The 19502-nt window shown below is 65.9% G+C and carries 17 protein-coding genes, 1 tRNA gene and 1 riboswitch; of the genes, 13 read left to right on the forward strand and 5 right to left on the reverse strand.

Annotated features, from left to right (window positions below):
* Window positions 1-93: 93 nt before the first annotated feature.
* Window positions 94-855: a PspA/IM30 family protein gene (locus tag LG299_RS15925; RefSeq protein ID WP_404431985.1), complete on the reverse strand. Its 762-nt coding sequence runs from the start codon at window positions 853-855 to the stop codon at window positions 94-96.
* 100 nt (window positions 856-955) lie between these two features.
* Window positions 956-2956: a TPM domain-containing protein gene (locus LG299_RS15930; RefSeq protein WP_404431987.1), complete on the reverse strand. Its 2001-nt coding sequence runs from the start codon at window positions 2954-2956 to the stop codon at window positions 956-958.
* Window positions 2957-3127: 171 nt separating this feature from the next.
* On the opposite strand from LG299_RS15930, the gene LG299_RS15935 reads away from it, so the two are divergent.
* From LG299_RS15935 to LG299_RS15960, 6 genes are all read left to right on the forward strand, one after another.
* A complete protein-coding gene (locus LG299_RS15935; RefSeq protein ID WP_404431989.1) occupies window positions 3128-3967 on the forward strand; it encodes a DUF3097 family protein in 840 nt (279 codons plus the stop codon).
* Window positions 3968-4079: 112 nt separating this feature from the next.
* Window positions 4080-4763, forward strand: a complete 684-nt coding sequence (gene trmB / locus LG299_RS15940; protein ID WP_404434925.1) for a tRNA (guanosine(46)-N7)-methyltransferase TrmB — start codon at window positions 4080-4082, stop codon at window positions 4761-4763.
* Window positions 4763-5650, forward strand: coding sequence for a type II CAAX prenyl endopeptidase Rce1 family protein (locus LG299_RS15945; protein ID WP_404431991.1), 888 nt, complete (start codon window positions 4763-4765; stop codon window positions 5648-5650). The genes trmB and LG299_RS15945 overlap by 1 nt, the downstream gene beginning before the upstream one ends.
* A 75-nt stretch (window positions 5651-5725) precedes the next feature.
* Window positions 5726-5790, forward strand: a riboswitch (guanidine-III (ykkC-III) riboswitch).
* A 9-nt stretch (window positions 5791-5799) separates the two neighbouring features.
* The gene (locus LG299_RS15950) at window positions 5800-6120 is read left to right on the forward strand and encodes a DMT family transporter (RefSeq protein WP_404431993.1); all 321 of its coding nucleotides are present in this window, start codon (window positions 5800-5802) and stop codon (window positions 6118-6120) included.
* Window positions 6121-6400: 280 nt separating this feature from the next.
* Complete coding sequence (locus LG299_RS15955; protein WP_404431995.1) at window positions 6401-7924, forward strand: SulP family inorganic anion transporter; 1524 nt, start codon at window positions 6401-6403, stop codon at window positions 7922-7924.
* Window positions 7925-8049: 125 nt separating this feature from the next.
* Window positions 8050-8562, forward strand: coding sequence for a hypothetical protein (locus tag LG299_RS15960; protein WP_404431997.1), 513 nt, complete (start codon window positions 8050-8052; stop codon window positions 8560-8562).
* A gap of 24 nt (window positions 8563-8586) precedes the next feature.
* Here the strand turns inward: LG299_RS15960 and LG299_RS15965 are convergent.
* Together LG299_RS15965 and LG299_RS15970 are read right to left on the reverse strand one after the other, a co-directional pair.
* Window positions 8587-8662, reverse strand: a tRNA-Arg gene (locus LG299_RS15965).
* Between the two features lie 42 nt (window positions 8663-8704).
* Window positions 8705-9517, reverse strand: a complete 813-nt coding sequence (locus LG299_RS15970; RefSeq protein WP_404431999.1) for an SGNH/GDSL hydrolase family protein — start codon at window positions 9515-9517, stop codon at window positions 8705-8707.
* A gap of 138 nt (window positions 9518-9655) precedes the next feature.
* Here LG299_RS15970 and LG299_RS15975 point away from each other — a divergent pair, with 138 nt between their 5' ends.
* From LG299_RS15975 to LG299_RS15985, 3 genes are read left to right on the forward strand one after another with little or no spacing between them, the layout of a single operon-like run.
* Window positions 9656-10516 (forward strand): transglutaminase family protein, encoded by an 861-nt coding sequence (locus LG299_RS15975; RefSeq protein ID WP_404432001.1) that lies wholly within the window; start codon window positions 9656-9658, stop codon window positions 10514-10516.
* Between the two features lie 41 nt (window positions 10517-10557).
* Window positions 10558-12222 (forward strand): arginine--tRNA ligase, encoded by a 1665-nt coding sequence (gene argS / locus LG299_RS15980; RefSeq protein WP_404432003.1) that lies wholly within the window; start codon window positions 10558-10560, stop codon window positions 12220-12222.
* A gap of 5 nt (window positions 12223-12227) precedes the next feature.
* A complete protein-coding gene (locus tag LG299_RS15985) occupies window positions 12228-13049 on the forward strand; it encodes a DUF2993 domain-containing protein (protein WP_404432005.1) in 822 nt (273 codons plus the stop codon).
* Here the strand turns inward: LG299_RS15985 and LG299_RS15990 are convergent.
* Complete coding sequence (locus tag LG299_RS15990) at window positions 13046-14497, reverse strand: glycosyltransferase family 39 protein (RefSeq protein WP_404432007.1); 1452 nt, start codon at window positions 14495-14497, stop codon at window positions 13046-13048. The genes LG299_RS15985 and LG299_RS15990 overlap by 4 nt on opposite strands.
* A gap of 159 nt (window positions 14498-14656) precedes the next feature.
* Between LG299_RS15990 and lysA the strand changes: the two genes are divergently transcribed.
* From lysA to thrB, 4 genes are read left to right on the forward strand one after another with little or no spacing between them, the layout of a single operon-like run.
* The gene (gene lysA, locus LG299_RS15995; RefSeq protein WP_404432009.1) at window positions 14657-16072 is read left to right on the forward strand and encodes a diaminopimelate decarboxylase; all 1416 of its coding nucleotides are present in this window, start codon (window positions 14657-14659) and stop codon (window positions 16070-16072) included.
* Entirely contained in the window at window positions 16069-17370 is a 1302-nt protein-coding gene (locus LG299_RS16000) for a homoserine dehydrogenase (protein ID WP_404432011.1), read from the forward strand. The genes lysA and LG299_RS16000 overlap by 4 nt, the downstream gene beginning before the upstream one ends.
* Window position 17371: 1 nt before the next feature.
* The gene (gene thrC, locus LG299_RS16005; protein WP_404432013.1) at window positions 17372-18505 is read left to right on the forward strand and encodes a threonine synthase; all 1134 of its coding nucleotides are present in this window, start codon (window positions 17372-17374) and stop codon (window positions 18503-18505) included.
* Window positions 18502-19431 carry a homoserine kinase gene (gene thrB / locus LG299_RS16010; RefSeq protein ID WP_404432015.1) on the forward strand — a complete coding sequence of 310 codons (930 nt, stop codon included), beginning with the start codon at window positions 18502-18504 and terminating at the stop codon, window positions 19429-19431. The genes thrC and thrB overlap by 4 nt, the downstream gene beginning before the upstream one ends.
* Window positions 19432-19502 lie beyond the last annotated feature (71 nt).

A 19502-nucleotide genomic window follows, 5' to 3' on the forward strand; every position in this document is an offset into this window, starting at 1 on the left:
GTCTCATCTTCGCTCAGCGGGGCGACACCCGCATCCCACGCAGGCCACGAGGGCGCCGCATCCGAACGATGCGACGCCCTCGAACAGCCGGTGTTACGGCGTGTACGGCGCGCTGGGCGCGTCGATCGCGCTCTGCGGTGCGCTGCCGCCGGTCTTGAGCGCGGCGAGGCGCGCCTCGACCTCGGTGAGCTCGCCGACGTCCTCGAGCTCGTTGAACTGCGCGTCGAGTGTCGAGGCGGCAAGCTCCTGCTTGCCCTGTGCGATCGCCTCCTGGCGGCGGACCTTGTCTTCGAAACGACCGAGGTCGCTCGTGGGGTCGAGCACGTCGATCGACTTGACCGCGTCGTGCACCTTGGTCTGCGCCTCGGCGGTCTTAGCGCGGGCGAGCAACTCGGAGCGCTTGGACTTCAACTGCTCGAGCTTCTGCTTCATGCCGTTGAGGCCGTCCTTGAGCTTGGCGACGACCTCCGTCTGTGCTGCGATCGAGGGGGCGAGGGCGGCGGCTTCGTTCTCTTCGCTCATCTGGCGCTGGATGGCGACCTTGGCGAGGTTGTCGAACTTATCGGCGTCGGCGGAGTTGCCGGTGCCGCGAAGCTCATCTGCCTTCTTCGACGCGGCGAGAGCCTTGTTGCCCCACTCCCGCGCGGACTGCACGTCCTCTTCGTGGTCCCGCTCGAGCAGACGCAGGTTGCCGATGGTTTCGGCGATCGCCGACTCCGCGTCGACGATGGAGTTGGTGTAATCGCGCACCAGCTGGTCGAGCATCTTCTGAGGATCCTCGGCGGAGTCGAGCATCGCGTTGATGTTCGCCTTCATGAGGGTAGAGATGCGACCGAAGATGGACTGCTTGGCCATCAGGTGTCCTTCCTTTTCGTGATCTGTGGTTCGTGTGGTTCGAGTGAATCAAGGAACAAGATTGTGAGGATGTGCGCTCCGGGCGCGGCCGAGACCCAGGTCAGAAGCGTCCACCTCCTCGACGGCCGCGGGTACCCCCGCCGCCAAAGCTGCCCGGGCTGAAACCGCCGCCGCCGCCGCCGAACATTCCGCCGAGGCCGCCCATGCTGCCGCCGGAGGACCGGCCCCCGCCGCCCCCGCCGAGAAGGGAATTGATCACGATACCGCCGAGGATCGCGCCCATCATGTTGCCGCTGCCGCCCGATGAACCGCCGCCCATCTGAGCTCCGCCCCCGAACGCGTTGACATCGTTCTGGGCGTGCTGGATGGCCTGGCCCGCAAGCTGGTTCGCTCGCTGTGCCCACTGCATCGCGGCCTCGGGGTCGCTGGCCTGCAGTTGTTGTGCCTGCACGAGAGAGGATCCTGCCTCCGCGAGCCGGGTGCGGGCTTCGGCGCCGATCGCACCGCGACGAGAGGTGATGTAGTCCTCGGCGGCCGAGACTTGTCCCTGGGCCTGCAGCATGACTTGGCCGAGCATCTGACTGGCGCGCTGGCGCTGGGCCTGTGCGTCCCGCATGCCCTGAACGATCGAGTCGATCTGGTCGTTCGCGGCGGTCAATCCCTGCAGGGCGAAGAGGGGCCGTCGCTGGTTACCCGAAAGGTACCCGCGTGCCGTCGCGATCTGCTGTGTGGTCGAGGCGATCACCGGCGTGAGAGCGCCGTCAGCGTCGGGCAGTGCCGAGGCGACGGCGACGTCGCTTTCGAGTTCCGCGATGAGCGCCGCGGCATCCTTCTCGCCCGCGGCCAGATCTGCGCCGAGCTTGTCGATCGCCTTCTCGAGAAGATCTGCCTGCCCGACGGCTTCTTCGGCCGCTCGGATGCTGACGGCGGCTTCGCCGCCCTTTCCGGCACCGATCAGGGTCTCGGCCAACGCCAATTGCTCGTCGGCGAAGCTCAGCCGCTGAGTGGCTTGCTCTGGATTGTCGGCGATCGTCGCGAGGGCCTCGGGTGCGTACGAGGTTCCGAGAGTCTGCAGGTGAGTGCCTGCGTCCGCGAGGGCGGCGCCCACCTTCTGACGTTCATCGTGAACACGGGCCAACGCCTCCGGTGCGTTCTGCTCAAGCTTGCGCAGCTCGTCGAAGGCGGCGGCCTTTTCGTCCAATCCCGCGTTGGCCTCGGCGCAGAGCTGAACGATCTTCTCGTTCCAGGCGCGCGTGTCGGCTTCACTGTCTTCGACGTGGTCGTCGAGTTGCTGCTTGAGGGTGAAGGCCTCGGTGAGGTTCGACTTCGCCTTCTCCAAGGCCTGCCCGAACTCGACCGTGGCGGCATCGCCGAACTGGGCCCTGGCGAAGCCGAGTTCTTGCTCGCTCGTCTTGACCGCGTCATCAGTCTGCACGAGTGCAGAGGAGGCCTGCGTCTGCAGTTCTTCGATACTGAGGGCAGGTTGCTGCTCTGCCGAGCCGCCCACCTGGCCAGCCTGTGCCTTCTTGCGGCGGCGCATGAACATCCAGATCAGGAATGCGACCCCCGCAGCAATCAGGACGAACACGAATATTCCGGGGAAGAAACCCCCGCCAGACATCCCACTCGAGCTCTGGGCGGACTGGAACCCGGATGCAGCGGTGTCGATCGCACCCGCATAGTCACCCGAACTCAACTGCGGTTTGATCGCTGCTTCGATTCCCGCGACCTCGGACTCGCTCAATGGTCCGGTGCTGTCGGCAGAGATGTAGAACTGGCGCGACTCGCTCGCGATCGCCAGCAGGTACTGGGTAGGCCCCAAACCGTTGCTTTCCGCAACCGCGTCAGCCCAATCCTGCGAGTTCGTGGGATTGGTGAACGCATCCACGATCACGACATAGAGGTCGACGCCTGTCGACTCGTAGAGCGACTCGAGGCGCGACTCCGCGGCCGTCGCCTGCGCGTCCGAGAGTGCACCGACTTCGTCCACGACGTACTGCGAACCCAGACTCACCGGGTCGGTTGCAGATGCGCCACCTGCCAGAGTGGCGAGCATCAAAGTGACGACTGCCGTGAGCGACACTGCCCATCCCGCGCGCATCGAACCCTCCCTGAGGGTCGCGAAGCTCGGGCCCCCGATCGTTGAGTCTATTCAGGCGAGAGCAGGGAACAAAAGGCCGCATGAGTGAACGCTGGGTATTGGGCCGAGTCGGCGGGTCGCGGCATCCGGGCTCGAATTTCGGCGCTAGCGTAACCGGTTCGGAGGTTTCGAATGGATGATCGCTACGGCGCTGACGTACTTGCGACCGGGTGGCGCGAGCGGGCGCAGAAGCCCCTGGCACGCGTCGAGGCAACTCGCGACCTCGTGGTCGAAGTCGCCGCCGATGGCTACTGCGGCGCGGTTGTCGGGGTGGCGGGGGGCAACGTCGAGCTCGAAGACCGAGTCGGTCGGCGTCGACTCTTCCCGCTCGGGCCGGGGTTCCTGATCGAGGGTGTTGCCGTTGTGCTGGTGCCGGCGGTCGTTGCCGCTACGGGCCCCAAGCGCACGGCGTCCGGCTCTTTCGCCGGCCCCGAGGTTCGCGCCCGCGTCGCTCGCGCGAGCAGGATTCTCGTCGAGGGCCGGCACGACGCCGAACTCGTCGAGAAGGTCTGGGGCGACGACCTGCGCGCCGAAGGCGTGGTCGTGGAGTATCTCCAGGGCGTCGACCTGCTCGCGCCCATGCTCGATGAAGACCCTCCGTCGCCCGAGCGGCGCTATGGCGTCCTCGTCGATCACCTCGTCCCGGGGTCGAAAGAGACCCGACTGACCGACGAGGTGCTCCGTGGGCGCCACGGCCGGTACCTGCGTATCGTCGGCCACCCGTACATCGACGTCTGGCAGTGCGTGCTCCCGGCGTCGGTGGGTATCGCCCGGTGGCCCGAGGTTCCGCGCGGCATCGAATACAAGGTGGGGGTGTGCCGTGCGCTGGGCTGGCCGGCGCGCGACCAGACGGACATCGCCCGCGCGTGGCAGAAGATCCTCGCGTCGGTGAAGAGCTACCGAGATCTCGACCCCGCGCTGCTCGGCCGCGTCGAAGAACTCATCGACTTCGTCACCGACGGGCCGGAATAACACGAACGATCTACCGGCGAGGGCTAGGTAGCCTGGGTGAGTGCCCGACTCTGCCGATGAGCAAGCCCGCTTTCGTGAGCGACCTGTGTCGTTCGTCCGCCGCAGCGGTCGCATGTCCGACGCTCAGGACCGCGCGTGGGAGGAGCTGGCGCCCGAGGTCGTGATCGACGTGCCGCGGGATGCCGGGGTCACGAGTGTTCTGCCCGGCTCAGAGGTCGACCCCGCGGTTGTCTGGGGGCGCGAGGCTGGGCTCATCGCTGAGATCGGATCCGGACAGGGGCACGCGATCGTGCATGCCGCAGCATCCGCCCCCGACGTCAATTTCCTCGCGATCGAGGTGTTTCGCGCGGGTCTGGCCCGCACGATGCTCGACGCCGAGCGCGCGGGCCTCACGAACCTCCGGCTCGTAGAGGCGAACGCACCCGAGGTGCTCGAGCATTTGCTTCCGACATCTTCGCTCGATGAACTGTGGATCTTCTTCCCCGATCCGTGGCATAAGAACAAGCACAACAAGCGCCGACTTATCACCGACGAGTTCGCGCCGAAAGCGGCGCAGGCTCTGCGGCCCGGAGGGGTGCTGCGCCTGGCCACCGATTGGGAGGACTACGCTCTGCAGATGCGCGACGTGATTGATGCGAGCCCCGCATTCGAGCGCGCGTTCGAGGGGGAATGGGCGCCCCGCTTCGAGGGACGGGTCGTGACCGCGTTCGAGCGCAAGGGCGTCAAGGTCGGCCGGGCCATCCGCGATCTTGCCTACCGCCGTGCGGTTCCTTCGACGACGGGACCCGAGGCCTGATGCCCGCGCATTCCTCGACCGTTCCGCTCACCGACCGCCCGGCGTGGTCGTGGGGTCTCATTCCCGCGCTCCTGGTCTGTCTCGCTGCACCCGCCTTTTTCGTGATGCGTATACCGTGGCTCGGCTGGGCGCTGCTGATCGCGTCGTTGGTGAGCGCGTGGATCGTGTCGCGCCGAGTCGAGGGTGCGGATGATGTGTCGACGGATGCCGAGGCATCCGTTCGCCCACCGAGTCTGTTGCGGGACCTGTCGCTGATCGCCGTGGGTCTTCTCATCGTGAGCGCGATCCCGCTCAAGGCCGAACTCGATAACCTCGCCTTCGTGCGCTTCGCGCTGGCTCTCGGGGGAGCGGTCGTCGTGCCGTATGCAATCTCTCGTTTCGTCTACCGCGATCATGCGATCCGGTTTCCGTGGCGCGGCGGCGGAAAGTGGACGACCTTCCAGTGGACCTGGCTTGTCGCGGTCTTGATCCTCGGCTGGCTGATTCTGCCGTTCTACTTCATCACTTCGGGGGTGTACCAGAATTGGCCGGTCGTCGACACCCCTGACCTGATCGCCCGGCTGTTCGTCGGCGTCGGCGCGGTGGGGATTTGGGACGAGCTCTTCTTCATCTGCACGGTGTTCGTGCTCCTGCGTCGGCACTTCCCGATGTGGCAGGCGAATGTGCTGCAGGCCGTGGTCTTCGTCTCGTTCCTCTGGGAACTCGGATATCAAGCCTGGGGGCCGCTGCTCACGATCCCGTTCGCGCTCCTTCAGGGCTTCATCTTCATGAAGACGCGCTCGCTCACCTACGTCGTGACGGTGCACCTCCTCTTCGATGCGGTCGTCTTCGCGGTGCTCGTGCACGCGCACAACCCCGGCATGCTCGACTGGCTGTTCCTGGTTTAGCCACCGCCGAGGTTCACCACCGCGGACTGCCCGGTTCTGCCCAGTGCCTGCACAGGCACCATCGCTATCGTGGAGTCACGGATCCTCACTGGATCCCCGGACGACGGATCAGTACCCGGAACGCGACAAGACTGGCCAGGAGCATTGTCATGTCGTGGATCATTCTCATTCTTTCCGGCGTCCTCGAGGCCGTCTGGGCTACCGCGCTCGGCAAGTCCGAGGGCTTCACCAAGCTGTGGCCGACCGTCGTGTTCGGCGTCACGCTTGTGGCCAGCATGGGCGGGCTCGCCTGGGCCATGCGCGAGATCTCGACCGGCACCGCGTACGCGGTCTGGGTCGGTATCGGCGCATCACTCACGGTCGCCTACGCGATGATCACCGGCGACGAGGAGTTCTCCATCGTCAAAACGCTGCTGATCCTCGGCCTGGTCGGCTGCGTCGTCGGGCTGAAAATGGTCGGTCACGAGTAGGGCAGCGAATGCTGCATCCCTCACCCTCAACATGATGTCGAAGTGACTTCGAGCCGAACTCTTGACGTGTGTGAGCAACGGAGTAAGTTCATCAGCACGAAGGACAACGGAAACGAAAGAACTCGCAAGAGAACCGAAACAGAAACCGAAAATCGTACTGATGATCGCCTCGAGGCTTCGGCCCCGGGGCGATCTTCGTTTGTGCCGTTCGAACTCCTCGCTGCGCAGTGACGTTCGCTCCGCCGCCTAGACTCAAGGGTCTGCCTGCCGGAGGAGCGCCATGACCGACGTCATTCCCGTCCAAGATCCGAAAGACCGCTACCGGATCGAGCCCACGGTCCTCCAGGCCCTGCGGAGCCCTCGCATCCTCACCCGCGAAGTGCTTGCCGGGCTCGTGGTCGCGATCGCGTTGATTCCCGAGGCGATCGCGTTCTCGATCATCGCGGGAGTCGATCCACGGCTGGGCCTGTTCTCGTCGTTCGTGATGGCGGTCGCCATCTCCTTCCTGGGCGGCCGGCCCGCGATGATCACGGCCGCAACCGGAGCCGTCGCGCTCGTCATCGCGCCCGTCGCTCGTGAGTACGGCATGGAGTACTTCATCGCTACAGTGCTCCTCGGTGGGATCATTCAGATCGTGTTCGCTGCGCTCGGAGTGGCGAAGCTCATGCGCTTCATCCCGCGGTCGGTGATGGTCGGCTTTGTCAACGCACTCGCCATCCTCATCTTCACGTCGCAGTTCCCGCAGCTCATCGACGTGCCGTGGCTCGTCTACCCGTTGGTTGTGATCGGGCTGCTGATCATGTACCTCATGCCGCGGATTACCAAGGTGGTTCCCGCGCCTCTGGTCGCGATCGTGCTCCTCACCGCAGCGGCGGTCGTCTTTTCGCTCAATGTGCCGACCGTCGGCGACCAGGGCGATCTGCCCGAGAGTCTTCCCGAGCTCTTCATCCCGAACGTCCCCCTCACCGTCGAGACGCTGACGATCATCGCTCCGTACGCGGCAGCGATGGCGATCGTCGGCCTCCTGGAATCGCTGATGACCGCGAAACTCGTCGACGAGATCACGGACACCCACTCCCGCAAGACGCGCGAAGCATTCGGACAAGGAGCGGCGAACGTTCTTTCCGGCCTGTTCGGCGGCATGGGTGGCTGCGCGATGATCGGTCAGACCATGATCAACGTCAAGGCGTCAGGTGCCCGCACCCGGATCTCAACTTTCCTCGCCGGTGTCTTCCTCCTCATCCTGGTGCTCGTTCTCGGCGATGTTGTCGCCGTCATCCCGATGGCGGCGCTCGTGGCCGTGATGATCGTGGTGTCAGTGGCGACCTTCGACTGGCACAGCGTCAAGATCTCGACCCTGAAGCGGATGCCGAAGAGCGAGACGGCGGTGATGCTCATCACCGTGGCGATCACCGTCTGGACGCACAACCTCGCCATCGGTGTCGGCGCCGGAGTGCTCGCTGCGATGGTGCTTTTCGCCCGCCGCGTGGCGCACTTCGTCACCGTCACGCGTCACACCGACAAGGAAGCGGTCACGCCGACGGTGCGCTACACCGTCAACGGTGAACTCTTCTTCGCCTCCAGCAACGACCTCACAACCCAGTTCGAGTACTCCCACGACCCCGACCACATCGTGATCGACATGTCGGGATCACACATCTGGGATGCCTCGACCGTCGCCGCCCTCGACGCCGTCGTGACCAAGTACGAGAGCCGCGGAAAGGCCGTGACCCTCGAGGGTATGAACGAGGCAACCACCAAGCTTCACGGCCGGCTCAGCGGCGGGCTCGGTAGTGGCCTCTGACTATCGGGCCGGGTAGCGTCGGCGCGGTGACCCTCCGTCGATGGATGCCGCGCCGCTGAGCGCTGCGCGAGGGTCGGAAGGCCGATCCCCTTGCGTCGGCCCCGTGGTGCGGCGAGAGTGGGGGAGTGGCCGTGATCCGCGTGCTCTCTGTTGCTTTGGCCCTTGCGGTCGGCGCCGTCATTGCCGCGGCGGCTGTGTTCGTCGTCGGCGTTCGCACCCGAGATCCGCGTGTCCTGCGTTTCGCGCGGGTGATGCAGCGCGACATGATGAATCCCGGTGCGTTGCGGGATGCTGGCACCGTCGCGTCGCCGTGGGCCATCGTGCGTGTACCAGGGCGGGTCAGCGGCAGGATCTACGACACCCCGGTGGGCGTGCAGCGCGTCGGTGACAAGCTTTACATCACCCTCCCGTACGGCGAAGGCACTCAATGGCTGAAGAACGTGCGCGCCGCCGGCGGTGCAACAGTGCTCCACAACGGCCTCGAGATTGACGCGACCGTGCCTGAACTCGTCCCTATCGGGCAGACCCCCGTGGCAGCCGCCGATCGCGTTGCGATTGCCGTCTTCGGCGTCACGCACGCGCTGCGGCTGCACGCGGCAGCCTCGGTGCCGTCGCAAACAAAAGATCGCGAGTCCTGAAGACCCGCGATCCCTTGTCTTTACTGGTGCCCCCGACTGGAATCGAACCAGCGACCTTTGGTACCGGAAACCAACGCTCTATCCCCTGAGCTACGGAGGCGCACCGGACGAGGTTATCACCCGTGAGCGGGCTCGACCTGCCTCAGGGAGCGAGGGAGTCCGCGTGCGGAGGGGCCTCGGCGATGACGGTCGTGTCGTCGCGAATCGCCTCCAGCGCCTCCCCGAGGCGGTCGGCGAGATATGCGTGACCCTCGCTCGACGGGTGGTTTCGGCCGATCTCGCCCGTGTCGATCACATCGAGGTAGTTGGCCTCGGTGATCCAGTCATCGGAGATCGGCGAGATGTACCACCAGCCGCGCTCGGCAGCGAGCTCAGAGAGCGTCTGGTCAATCAGGCCCGTCGCGCGCTCGAGCGGCAGAACCTGTGGCGCAGGGCCGAGGATCACGATCCGAGCCTCAGGGTAGAGGGCGGCAAGGTTGTTCCACGCGGAGGTGACAGCATCCCGGTATCCGTCCGGATACAGTCGGCGGTCATTGATGGAGCCCTCAAGAATCACGAGGTCGGGGTTAAGTGCTGGGTCGAGTGCCGCGATGCGCTCCCCGTACGATCCGCCATCGATGCCCGGCTTCACATACCCGCTGCCGCGAACCCCGTCGATCACGGCATCCCAGCCGAGTCGGTTGCTCAGAACATACGCGAAGCCTTCGGTCGGTACGGTGGCTGCCGAACCGTAGACCCACGAGTCGCCGAAGACAAGTACGCGCGGTGTCTCGGGGAGGGCGAGAAGCGCGGGTGCTGCGACGGACTGCGGGGCATCCCTACCCCCGGCATCGGGCGGACTGACCGCATTCCACGGTCGCCACATCCCCAGCAGACACACGCCGACGATCGCGACCGCGGCGAGGATCATCGTCAGCCACGAACGCCGCGCGCGGAGGCGTCCGGCCGAGTTCATTCCACGAGGGTAAGTCACCCGCCGCAGAACACCACAATGAGGTGTTTTCGACAGTGCAGAAGCCGCTGTTGCAACATCGCAATGTGGGCGTTCCACAGGCGGTTCGGAGCGGGGGATTCGGCGTGCGAGGATACTTCGGTGCAACGTGTCGTGACCGCCGAACTAGACCTCGAACTGGGGGCCTCCGTCGACCTCATTCTTCAGATCACCGCAGGCCAGCAGGTCCCGGTCGTGAGTGAGGAATTGACGTTCATCCAGGGCGACCGCGTATACACCCCGACCGAGATCGTCGACCAGTCCGGGAGCCGCCTGCACCGCCTCACCGGCGAGGCCGGCCTGCTCGAGATCCGGTACGAGGCGCACATCGAAGGACAGACCTCGTCCAACCGAACGAGCGACCTCGAAGCGATCACGTACTTGCGTCCGAGCCGCTACTGCCAGTCCGATGAGGTCTTCCAGCAGGCGCGCCGGCAGTTCAAGGGACTCCAGGGTCATGAACTCATCGCCGCGGTCACCGACTTCGTGAGCTCGAGCACCACATACACGCCGGGTCTGAGCCACGGCACCGACAGTGCCGTGACGACCCTGATGACCGGCCAGGGCGTGTGCCGCGACTACGCGCACGTCGTTATCGCGCTCCTGCGCGCGATGGACATGCCAGCCCGCTACGCCGCGTGCTACGCGCCGGGCCTGCGGCCGATGGACTTCCACGCCGTCGCCGAGGCGTACTACGACGGGTCCTGGTATGTCATCGACGCCACTCGCTTGGCGCACCGTGGGTCGTTGGTGCGGATCGCGACGGGGCGGGATGCCTCGGACTGCGCGTTCCTCAGCTACCACGGTGGCTATGTCGGACTGCAGCGGATGCGGGTCGACGCATGGGTCATGCCCGAAGAGGCTTCCGAGTTCGAGGTTGCGGCCAGGGACGCCGAGGCGTCCGACCTCGATCCTTTCGCCGCAACGAACGACGACTTCACCTCGCTGATCCAGATCGCGTGACCGGCGGGCGCACAGCGTGCGCCGCCTAGAATTGTCAGGTTATGAATCCTGACGCTCTCGCCGCCGCCCTGCTCGCCGTCATCGCCCCGCTGGCCGAGGCGCGACGCCCGGGTTCCGCGAGCACACTCACCGTCGCGGACTTTCCCCTCGAGCGGCCGAAGAACCGCGACCACGGCGACTGGGCATCCAACGCCGCGATGAAGCTTGCGAAGAACCTGGGGACGAACCCGCGCGAGTTCGCCGCCGAGATCGCGGACGGGCTGTCATCGCTGGACGGCATCGCGAGTGTCGAGGTCGCCGGCCCCGGCTTCATCAACATTCGACTGGATGCCGCGGCCGCCGGTGCTCTTGCCCAGACGATCGTCGATGCCGGAGCCGCCTTCGGCACCAATGACACTCGCGCTGACGAAGTCATCAACCTGGAGTTCGTGTCTGCCAACCCGACGGGGCCGATCCACCTGGGCGGAACCCGGTGGGCCGCTGTGGGTGACTCGCTCGCGCGCATTCTCGCTACGCAGGGCGCCCAGGTCACCAGGGAGTACTACTTCAACGACCACGGTGCCCAGATCGATCGATTCGCCCGCAGCCTGGTGGCAGCCCACGCGGGCGACCCGACGCCCGACGACGGCTACGGCGGAGACTACATTCACGACATCGCCCGCCGCGTGGCGCTTGCCTACGAGGGAGACATCGACGCACTCGACGCAGAAGCGAAGCAGGAGGCGTTCCGCTCCATCGGCGTCGACTTCATGTTCGCCGAGATCAAGCAGAGCCTGCACGAGTTCGGCGTCGACTTCGACGTCTACTTCCACGAGAACGACCTGCACGATTCCGGCGCGGTCGATCGCGCCATCGCGCGGCTGCAAGAGCTCGGGCACATGTATGAGTCCGAGGGTGCGCTGTGGCTGCGGACGACCGACTTCGGTGACGACAAAGACCGGGTCGTCATCAAGTCCGACGGCAACCCTGCGTACATCTCGGGCGACCTCGCCTACTACCTCAACAAGCGTGAGCGGGGCTTCAACCGCTGCATCATCATGCTCGGCGCTGATCACCACGGATACGTGCGGCGAATGATGGCGATGACGGCCGCGTTCGGTGACGAGCCGGGCGTCAACCTGCAGATTCTCATCGGGCAGATGGTGAACCTCGTCAAAGACGGCCAGCCGATGCGCATGTCCAAGCGTGCGGGCACGGTGGTCACGATGGAAGACCTGGTCGAGATCGTGGGGACGGATGCTGCGCGTTACGCACTCGTGCGCTCATCGGCCGACTCCAACCTCGACGTCGATCTTGACATTCTGCAGAAGAAGACGAACGACAACCCCGTCTTCTACGTGCAGTACGCCCACGCGCGCACACACAACGTCGCACGCAATGCCGCGGCATCCGGCGTCGACCGTTCGGAGTTCTCGCCCGAACTCCTCGACCACGAGACGGAGTCCGCGCTGTTGGGTGCGCTGCAGGAGTTCCCGCGGCTTGTGGCGTTCGCCGCTGAGTTGCGCGAGCCTCACCGCATCGCGCGATACCTCGAAGAACTGGCTGGTCTTTACCACCGCTGGTACGACAACTGCCGCGTGATTCCACTCGGCGATGAGCCCGTCGAGACTGTCCACCGCACCCGGCTCTGGCTCAACGACGCGACCGGCCAGGTGCTCCGCAACGGGCTGACATTGCTCGGCGTGAGCGCACCGGAGCGGATGTAGCGCCGATGAGTGCGGCCGACACCCAACCGACCCAGCCGCTTCCGGACTGGGCGCAGGCTCACCCCGTTCCGCGTCGCCGTCGCACCGGGTGGGGCTGGGTGGTGGCACTTGTCATCGTCGCCGCGCTCGCGGTCGGTGCGTGGTTTATCGGCGAGGCGATCGCGCGAGACCTCGTGACCAAGACCATTCGCGAACAGATCGTCTCAGAATTGGCGCTCCCCGCTGACCACCCCGTCGATGTGTCGGTGCCGGGTGCGATCCTTCCGCAATTGATCGGCGGCACCCTCGACGAGATCAGCATCGCCTCCGACGACGTGACCATCGGCCCGATGACCGCAGACATCACCCTCCAGGCGACAGAAGTTCCGGTCCGCGGCAACGGCGAGATCGACGGCGCGTCGGGAACTGTCCGCATCGATGAGGAACAGTTGCGGACCTTGATGGAGACCGTCGACCAGTTCCCTGCTGAGACGTTGGGGCTGGATGCTCCGAACCTCACGATGTCGATCGAACTCACGTTCTTCGGCATCAGCATCCCGATCGCCGTGGCACTCACGCCGTCGGCGGTGGATGGCGGAATCGTCCTGACGCCACAGTCGCTTCAGCTCGCGGGAGCTGAGATCTCGGCGGACGCGTTGCGCGACCGGTTCGGCGCCGTGGCAGACATCGTCATACGTGACTGGCCGGTCTGCGTCGCACAGTATCTTCCCGCGGGGCTCTCGCTGACGGGGATGCGCGTCGACGGCGAGGTGGTGGTGGCCGATTTCGACGTCGCTCAAGATGTACTCACCAACCCGGCGCAGCTCGAGAACGGTTCCTGCGCTTAGTCCAGGTGAGTGATGTCGCGCCAGAGATCGGTCCACGGTGCGCTGCGGCCCGAGCAGACCGTGATGAGTACGCCCTGCTCCTCGTTGTCGACATTGAGGCCGTTGTCGAGTTCACCCTCGACGGTGCAGGCATCGAACCCTGCCGCGGTGTCATCGGACACTCGTCCGACGAACACGACGGTCGTGACCGCGTCCGACGGAGGCCCGTAGGCCGCGAGGGCATTGTGGCCACTGAAAACGGGCGGCAGATCAGCGGATCCGAACCGATCGAGCGCACCGGCTTCGCCGTAGTTACGAGTGATGATGGCGATCGTGCCGACCGAGGCATCCGCCCCGTGTGCGACCTCTTCGATCGTCGCAGCATACGCGGGCCAGCCGATCTGATCGGCCACTGCCTGGTTCATCCCGGCGATCGGGGTGTTTCCGATAACGGACTCGGGGACCACCGGCAGAGAGATCACGATGCTGACGACGGCGTTGAGAGCGACGGCTGAAACCGTCAGGGCACGCCGTCCTCGCGTCGTCGCCCAATCCGCCACGACAACGCAGCCGATCGCGTACACGACGACGAGGATTCCGAGTGGGTAGTAGAACTGCGCCCCGAACGCGAACGTGAGAAGCACGACGACCGCAAGGGCCACGACGATAAACCGGAGGTTGCGCCACGACGGCCGCCGGAACACTCCGATGATCCCCGCGACCCAGAACGCGACGAGCGGCGGACCGATGAGCAAGAAGAGGAACGGCCACATCAGCACCCGCACCTCGTCCGCGTTCGACTCGGCAAGCGCGGCCCCCATGCTCAACTGCGGCCATCCGGCGGTCGCCTGGTAGATGAGATTTGGTACGCCGACGACGACGGCGATGACTCCGGCGACGTACGGATGCGGCGTCCCCAACGCGCGCCGCGGTCCGACGATCAACAGACCCAGCACGAGCGCCACGACCAGTTGGGCTACCAGCAGCTTGTTGTACATGCTGAGGCCCGTCACCAGTCCGGCGAGCAGCCACCAGCGCGGCTGCTCTCGCACGACCGCCCGGATGACGAAAAGCGCGATCAGTGGCCAGACGACCAGATCGAGGGACGCGGTCAGCATGACGTGACCGAACAGCAACGCGAACGCACCGAAGCCCGAACCCCACGCCGCGAGTCCTTGCGCGAACGGTGTGCCGCCTACCTCGGCCGCGATGAGGGCGATCACGAATACCGCCGCGACGGCGCACGCGATGGCGGGGATGCGCAAAGCCCACGGTTCGTCGATGACGCTGAGAGCGCGTGCCAGCGCAGGGATCAGCGGCGGCTGGTCGAGATAGCCCCACTGCGACGGCAACATTCGGAAATAAAGCTCGTCGCGGTGGTATCCGTATCCGTTCGCCGTCACAGCGAGCGAGATCATCAGCGTCACGGCCGCTGGGGCGACGGCCTTCCACGACAACCTCGCGCGCATGCGGCCGAGCCTAGCAATCGCCTTTCGATGCGCCATCGCGCGTTGCTCTAGACTTCAGGAGACCGCCCGGCACCTGATCCGTCCGTTCCGCGGCAACCGTTGTTTCGGGCCGCGCCCGGATCTTCCGCGCCGAAGCACCTCTTCCACGATTGGCTCCCCGTGTCCGCCCGCACCACGCTCGCACCCGATTGGCTCGAGCCGCCGGCCGATGCCAATGCGCTGCCCCCGGGGGTATGGCCGACAGGCGCCGCCCGCGATGACGAGGGCGTGGTGCGTGTCGGCGGAGTCTCGGTCGCTGAGCTCCGCGAAGAGTTCGGCACACCCCTCTATGTGATCGACGAAGACGACGTTCGCGCACATGCGCGCCGCACTCTCGAGGCCTTTCGCACCGCAGCCGGCCGACACGGCACGCAGGTGCGTGTGTATTACGCGGGCAAGGCGCTGCTGACCACAGAGGTCGTGCGGTGGGTCGCCGAGGAGGGGCTTGCTGTCGATGTCTGCACGGGGGGAGAACTCGCCGTGGCGCTCGCCGCCGGTGCAGACCCCGCGCGTCTCGGATTTCACGGCAACAACAAGAGCGTCGCCGAACTCGAGCGCGCCGTCGACATCGGCATCGGCTCGATCGTGCTCGACAGTGAGATCGAGCTCGAGCGCTTGGCCGCGATCGTTCAGCGCACGGGTGGCACACAGACTGTCCTGTTGCGCGTGAACAGTGGCGTGCACGCCGAAACGCATGACTTTCTTGCGACGGCGCACGAAGACCAGAAGTTCGGTTTCACGCTGCAGGATGCCCCGGCCATCGCCGCGCGTGTGCGCGAAATCGAAGGTCTGACGCTCGCGGGACTGCACTGTCACATCGGCTCTCAGATCTTCGGCACCGCCGGATTCCAAGAGTCCGCAGCGCGCATCGTCGAACTGCACGCCGAGTTGCTGGCCGGCGGTGACCTCTCGGTCCTCAATCTCGGCGGAGGGTTCGGCATCGCCTACACCTCGGCCGACGCGCCCACGCCGATCGAGGACCTCGCGTCGGGAATCGTCGAAGCCGTCGCGCGCGAGTGCGAGGTGCGCGGCATCGAGGTTCCGGCGCTCGCTTTCGAGCCCGGTCGCGCGATCGTCGGGCAAGCCGGAGTGACGCTGTACGAGGTCGGAACCACCAAGTCGGTCGACCTCGACGATGACGCGACGCGCCTCTATGTGAGCGTCGACGGCGGGATGAGCGACAACGCGCGCCCGGCACTGTACGGCGCCGAGTTCTCTGCGCGTCTGGTCTCGCGATCCAGCGACGCCGCGCCCACGCTCGTCAGAGTCGTCGGCAAGCACTGCGAGTCGGGCGATATTGTCGTCGACGCAGAGTACCTGCCCGGCGACATCGGTCCGGGTGATCTGCTGGCTGTCCCCGCCACGGGAGCGTATTGCTTCTCGCTCGCCAGCAACTACAACTACGTGCCTCGTCCGCCGATCGTGGCGTTGCGCGAGGGCACTGCCCGCGTCATCGTCCGCGGTGAGACGATCGATGATCTGCTTGCGCGCGACGCCGGTGTGGGCGCGACACTTTTCTCGAAGGAGACTGCATGACCGACTACCGCAAGCTGCGCGTGGCATTGCTCGGGGCCGGAGCCGTGGGCTCGCAGGTCGCCGCGCTGCTTCTGCGGCACGGCGACGAACTGGCCGATCGCGCGGGAGCTTCGCTCGAATTGGCGGGTATCGCGGTGCGCGACCTCGAGGCTCCGCGTGAGACCGATCTCCCGAAGGAGCTCTTCACGACCGACGCCGAGAGCCTGATCGTCGGTGCCGACATCGTCATCGAACTGATGGGTGGCATTGAGCCCGCTCGCACGAACATCCTTCAGGCGATCAATTCCGGTGCCGATGTCGTCACGGCGAACAAGGCTCTGCTGGCAACTCATGGCCCCGAGATCTTCGACGCGGCCGACCAGGTCGGTGCGCAGGTCTATTACGAGGCGGCTGCGGCTGGCGCCATCCCGATCATCCGCCCGTTGCGCGATTCGCTCGCCGGCGACCGCGTGCAGCGCATCATGGGCATCGTCAACGGAACGACGAACTACATCCTCGACCGGATGGACACCGAAGGCGCCGAGTTCCTCGATGTCTTGGCCGACGCTCAGGCCCTCGGTTACGCCGAGTCCGACCCGACGGCTGATGTCGACGGTTACGACGCCGCACAGAAGGCCGCGATCCTTGCGAGCCTCGCCTTCCACACGACGGTTCCGCTCGATTCCGTTCATCGCGAGGGAATCACCCGCATCGATAAGACGATGATGGATGCCGCGCGCCACGCGGGCTACGTCATCAAACTGCTCGCCGTCTGTGAGCGAATCGCTGGCGACCAGGAGTCGATCTCGGTGCGCGTGTATCCCGCGCTGGTTGATCGCTCGCACCCGCTGGCGAGCGTCCACGGTGCGAACAACGCCGTGTTCGTGCAGGCCGAAGCCGCCGGCAATCTCATGTTCTACGGCGCGGGCGCCGGTGGCGTGCAGACCGCTTCGGCGGTGCTGGGCGATGTCGTTTCGGCCGCCCGCCGTCACATCGCCGGTGGGGTCGGCGTGGGGGAGTCCACGCGGGCCAACATGCCGATCGTGCCGATCGGGCACGTCACCACCCGGTACCAGATCACGCTCGAGGTGGCCGATCAGCCCGGAGTGCTGGCGACCGTGGCCGGCATCCTCAGCGAAGGACGCGTGTCGATCGCGACCGTCGAGCAGACCGTGACCGGCGAAGACGCCGTCACCGCTCGACTGGTGATCGGCACCCACAAAGCTCTTGAGAACGACCTCAGCGAAACCGTCGACCGCCTCGCGGCGAGCGGTGTCGTGCAGCGCGTCGTCTCGGTACTGCGAGTAGAAGGAGACTGACATGGCACACCTTTGGCGCGGAGTTATGCGCGAGTATGCGGACCGACTGGGAGTGACGGATGCTTCGACCGTCGTCACGCTCGGTGAGGGCGGAACACCCCTGATTGCGGCGCCCGCGCTTTCGCAGCGCACAGGCACGGACGTGTGGGTGAAGTTCGAGGGCATGAACCCCACGGGCTCGTTCAAGGACCGCGGTATGACCGTGGCGCTCTCTCGCGCGGTGGAGCACGGTGCGAAGGCGGTCATTTGCGCATCGACCGGCAACACGTCGGCCTCTGCGGCTGCGTACGCCGCGCACGCCGGAATCACGGCGGCCGTGCTCGTGCCCGAGGGCAAGATCGCGATGGGCAAGCTCAGCCAGGCCGTCGCGCACAACGGACGTCTGATCCAGATCCGCGGAAACTTCGACGACTGCCTGGAGATCGCCCGAGAGCTGGCCGACCACTACCCGGTGCACCTGGTGAACTCGGTCAACCCCGACCGCATCGAGGGGCAGAAGACCGCCGCGTACGAGGTCGTGTCGCAACTGGGTGACGCTCCCGACTTCCACTTCATCCCGGTCGGCAACGCCGGCAACTACACCGCCTACTCGCGGGGCTACCGCGAAGAGTCCGAGCGCGGCGTTTCGACGCGCGTGCCCCGGATGTTCGGCTTCCAGGCCGCAGGCTCTGCCCCGCTCGTGCGCGGTGAGATCGTGAAGAACCCCGACACCGTGGCATCCGCCATTCGTATCGGAAACCCGGCCTCGTGGGATCTCGCGCTCGAAGCGCGCGACGCCACCGACGGGTGGTTCGGAGCCATCGATGATGACCGCATTCTCGCCGCGCAGAAGCTTCTTGCCTCTGAGGTCGGTGTCTTCGTCGAGCCCGCCTCGGCGATCAGCGTCGCTGGACTGCTCGACCGCGTCGAGGCCGGCATCGTCCCGCAGGGCGCACGTGTGGTGCTCACGGTCACCGGCCACGGACTGAAGGACCCGCAGTGGGCACTCCGCAACGCTGACGGCACGCAGGTCGAGCCGACCGTGGTCGACGCGACCACGTCGGAAGTGGCATCCGTCCTCGATCTTGTTCCTTCTCCTTCAGGGGCTCCGCCCCAGACCCCCGGCTCGCTGATGCACGCCAGGACGAACGCGTGACCGAAGGACGACGCGTCCTCGTCCGGGTACCGGCCACCAGCGCCAATCTCGGCCCCGGGTTCGACACCCTGGGTCTTGCGCTGAGCGTCTACGACGAACTCGTCGTGACAGAGCTGCCCGGGGGCAGGCTCGAAGTGATCGTTGCCGGAGAAGGTGTGGACGACGTACCGAGGGATGCCTCGAATCTCGTCGTGCGCGCAATCGCTTACGCCTTCGAGGCTGTCGGTCGTCCGGTGCCGGGCCTGCGTCTGGACGCACGCAACGTGATTCCGCACGGACGCGGACTCGGATCGTCGGGCGCTGCCGTCGTATCGGGGCTGCTGGCCGCGAAGGGCCTGCTCGAGGGTGAGGTCGACTTCAGCTCTGAAACGCTGCTGCGGCTCGCGACCGAACTCGAGGGACACCCCGACAATGTCGCGCCGGCGCTGTTCGGAGGCCTGACGATCGCGTGGGTCGACGAGGACGGACCCCAACACAAGAAGCTCATCGTCCACCGCGGTGTCTCGCCCATCGTGTTCGTCCCTGATTTCACGATGTCGACGAGCGTTGCGCGCAGTCTGCAGCCGGCGCATGTTCCCCGCGAGGACGCCGTCTTCAATGTTTCGCGGTCTGCTCTGCTGATCGCCGCGCTGACGCAGAGTCCGGAACTCATGCTGGCGGCGACGGCCGACCGTCTTCACCAGAGCTACCGCGCGCAGGCGATGCCCGACACCGATCGACTGGTACAGGCGTTGCGCGCGCAGGGGTTCGCGGCAGTTGTCTCTGGAGCAGGGCCCAGCGTCTTGGTCTTGGCCGACGGGCCCGGTCGCAGGCTTGAGGCGGCCGCGGTTGCCTCGAGTGCGGGCGACACCCCGTGGGAAACCCTCATGCTGGCCGTCGATGTCAAGGGTGGTACAGTGAGGGAGTACGCGGAGGGTTCCACCTAACCGGTGAATCTGGCCTCCGTCGCAAATCTGCGAAACCACCGCACACCCCCCGTGCCGATTCTCGATCTCGT

The sequence above is a fragment of the Microbacterium lacus genome, from assembly GCF_044794305.1.
Classification (GTDB): domain Bacteria; phylum Actinomycetota; class Actinomycetes; order Actinomycetales; family Microbacteriaceae; genus Microbacterium; species Microbacterium lacus_B.

Coding starts and splice junctions, on each gene's coding strand:
- LG299_RS15925 (WP_404431985.1), bottom strand. CDS start 855: ATGGCCAAGCAGTCCATCTTCGGTCGCATCTCTACCCTCATGAAGGCG.
- LG299_RS15930 (WP_404431987.1), bottom strand. CDS start 2,956: ATGCGCGCGGGATGGGCAGTGTCGCTCACGGCAGTCGTCACTTTGATG.
- LG299_RS15935 (WP_404431989.1), top strand. CDS start 3,128: ATGGATGATCGCTACGGCGCTGACGTACTTGCGACCGGGTGGCGCGAG.
- trmB (WP_404434925.1), top strand. CDS start 4,080: ATGTCCGACGCTCAGGACCGCGCGTGGGAGGAGCTGGCGCCCGAGGTC.
- LG299_RS15945 (WP_404431991.1), top strand. CDS start 4,763: ATGCCCGCGCATTCCTCGACCGTTCCGCTCACCGACCGCCCGGCGTGG.
- LG299_RS15950 (WP_404431993.1), top strand. CDS start 5,800: ATGTCGTGGATCATTCTCATTCTTTCCGGCGTCCTCGAGGCCGTCTGG.
- LG299_RS15955 (WP_404431995.1), top strand. CDS start 6,401: ATGACCGACGTCATTCCCGTCCAAGATCCGAAAGACCGCTACCGGATC.
- LG299_RS15970 (WP_404431999.1), bottom strand. CDS start 9,517: ATGAACTCGGCCGGACGCCTCCGCGCGCGGCGTTCGTGGCTGACGATG.
- argS (WP_404432003.1), top strand. CDS start 10,558: ATGAATCCTGACGCTCTCGCCGCCGCCCTGCTCGCCGTCATCGCCCCG.
- LG299_RS15985 (WP_404432005.1), top strand. CDS start 12,228: ATGAGTGCGGCCGACACCCAACCGACCCAGCCGCTTCCGGACTGGGCG.
- LG299_RS15990 (WP_404432007.1), bottom strand. CDS start 14,497: ATGCGCGCGAGGTTGTCGTGGAAGGCCGTCGCCCCAGCGGCCGTGACG.
- LG299_RS16000 (WP_404432011.1), top strand. CDS start 16,069: ATGACCGACTACCGCAAGCTGCGCGTGGCATTGCTCGGGGCCGGAGCC.
- thrC (WP_404432013.1), top strand. CDS start 17,372: ATGGCACACCTTTGGCGCGGAGTTATGCGCGAGTATGCGGACCGACTG.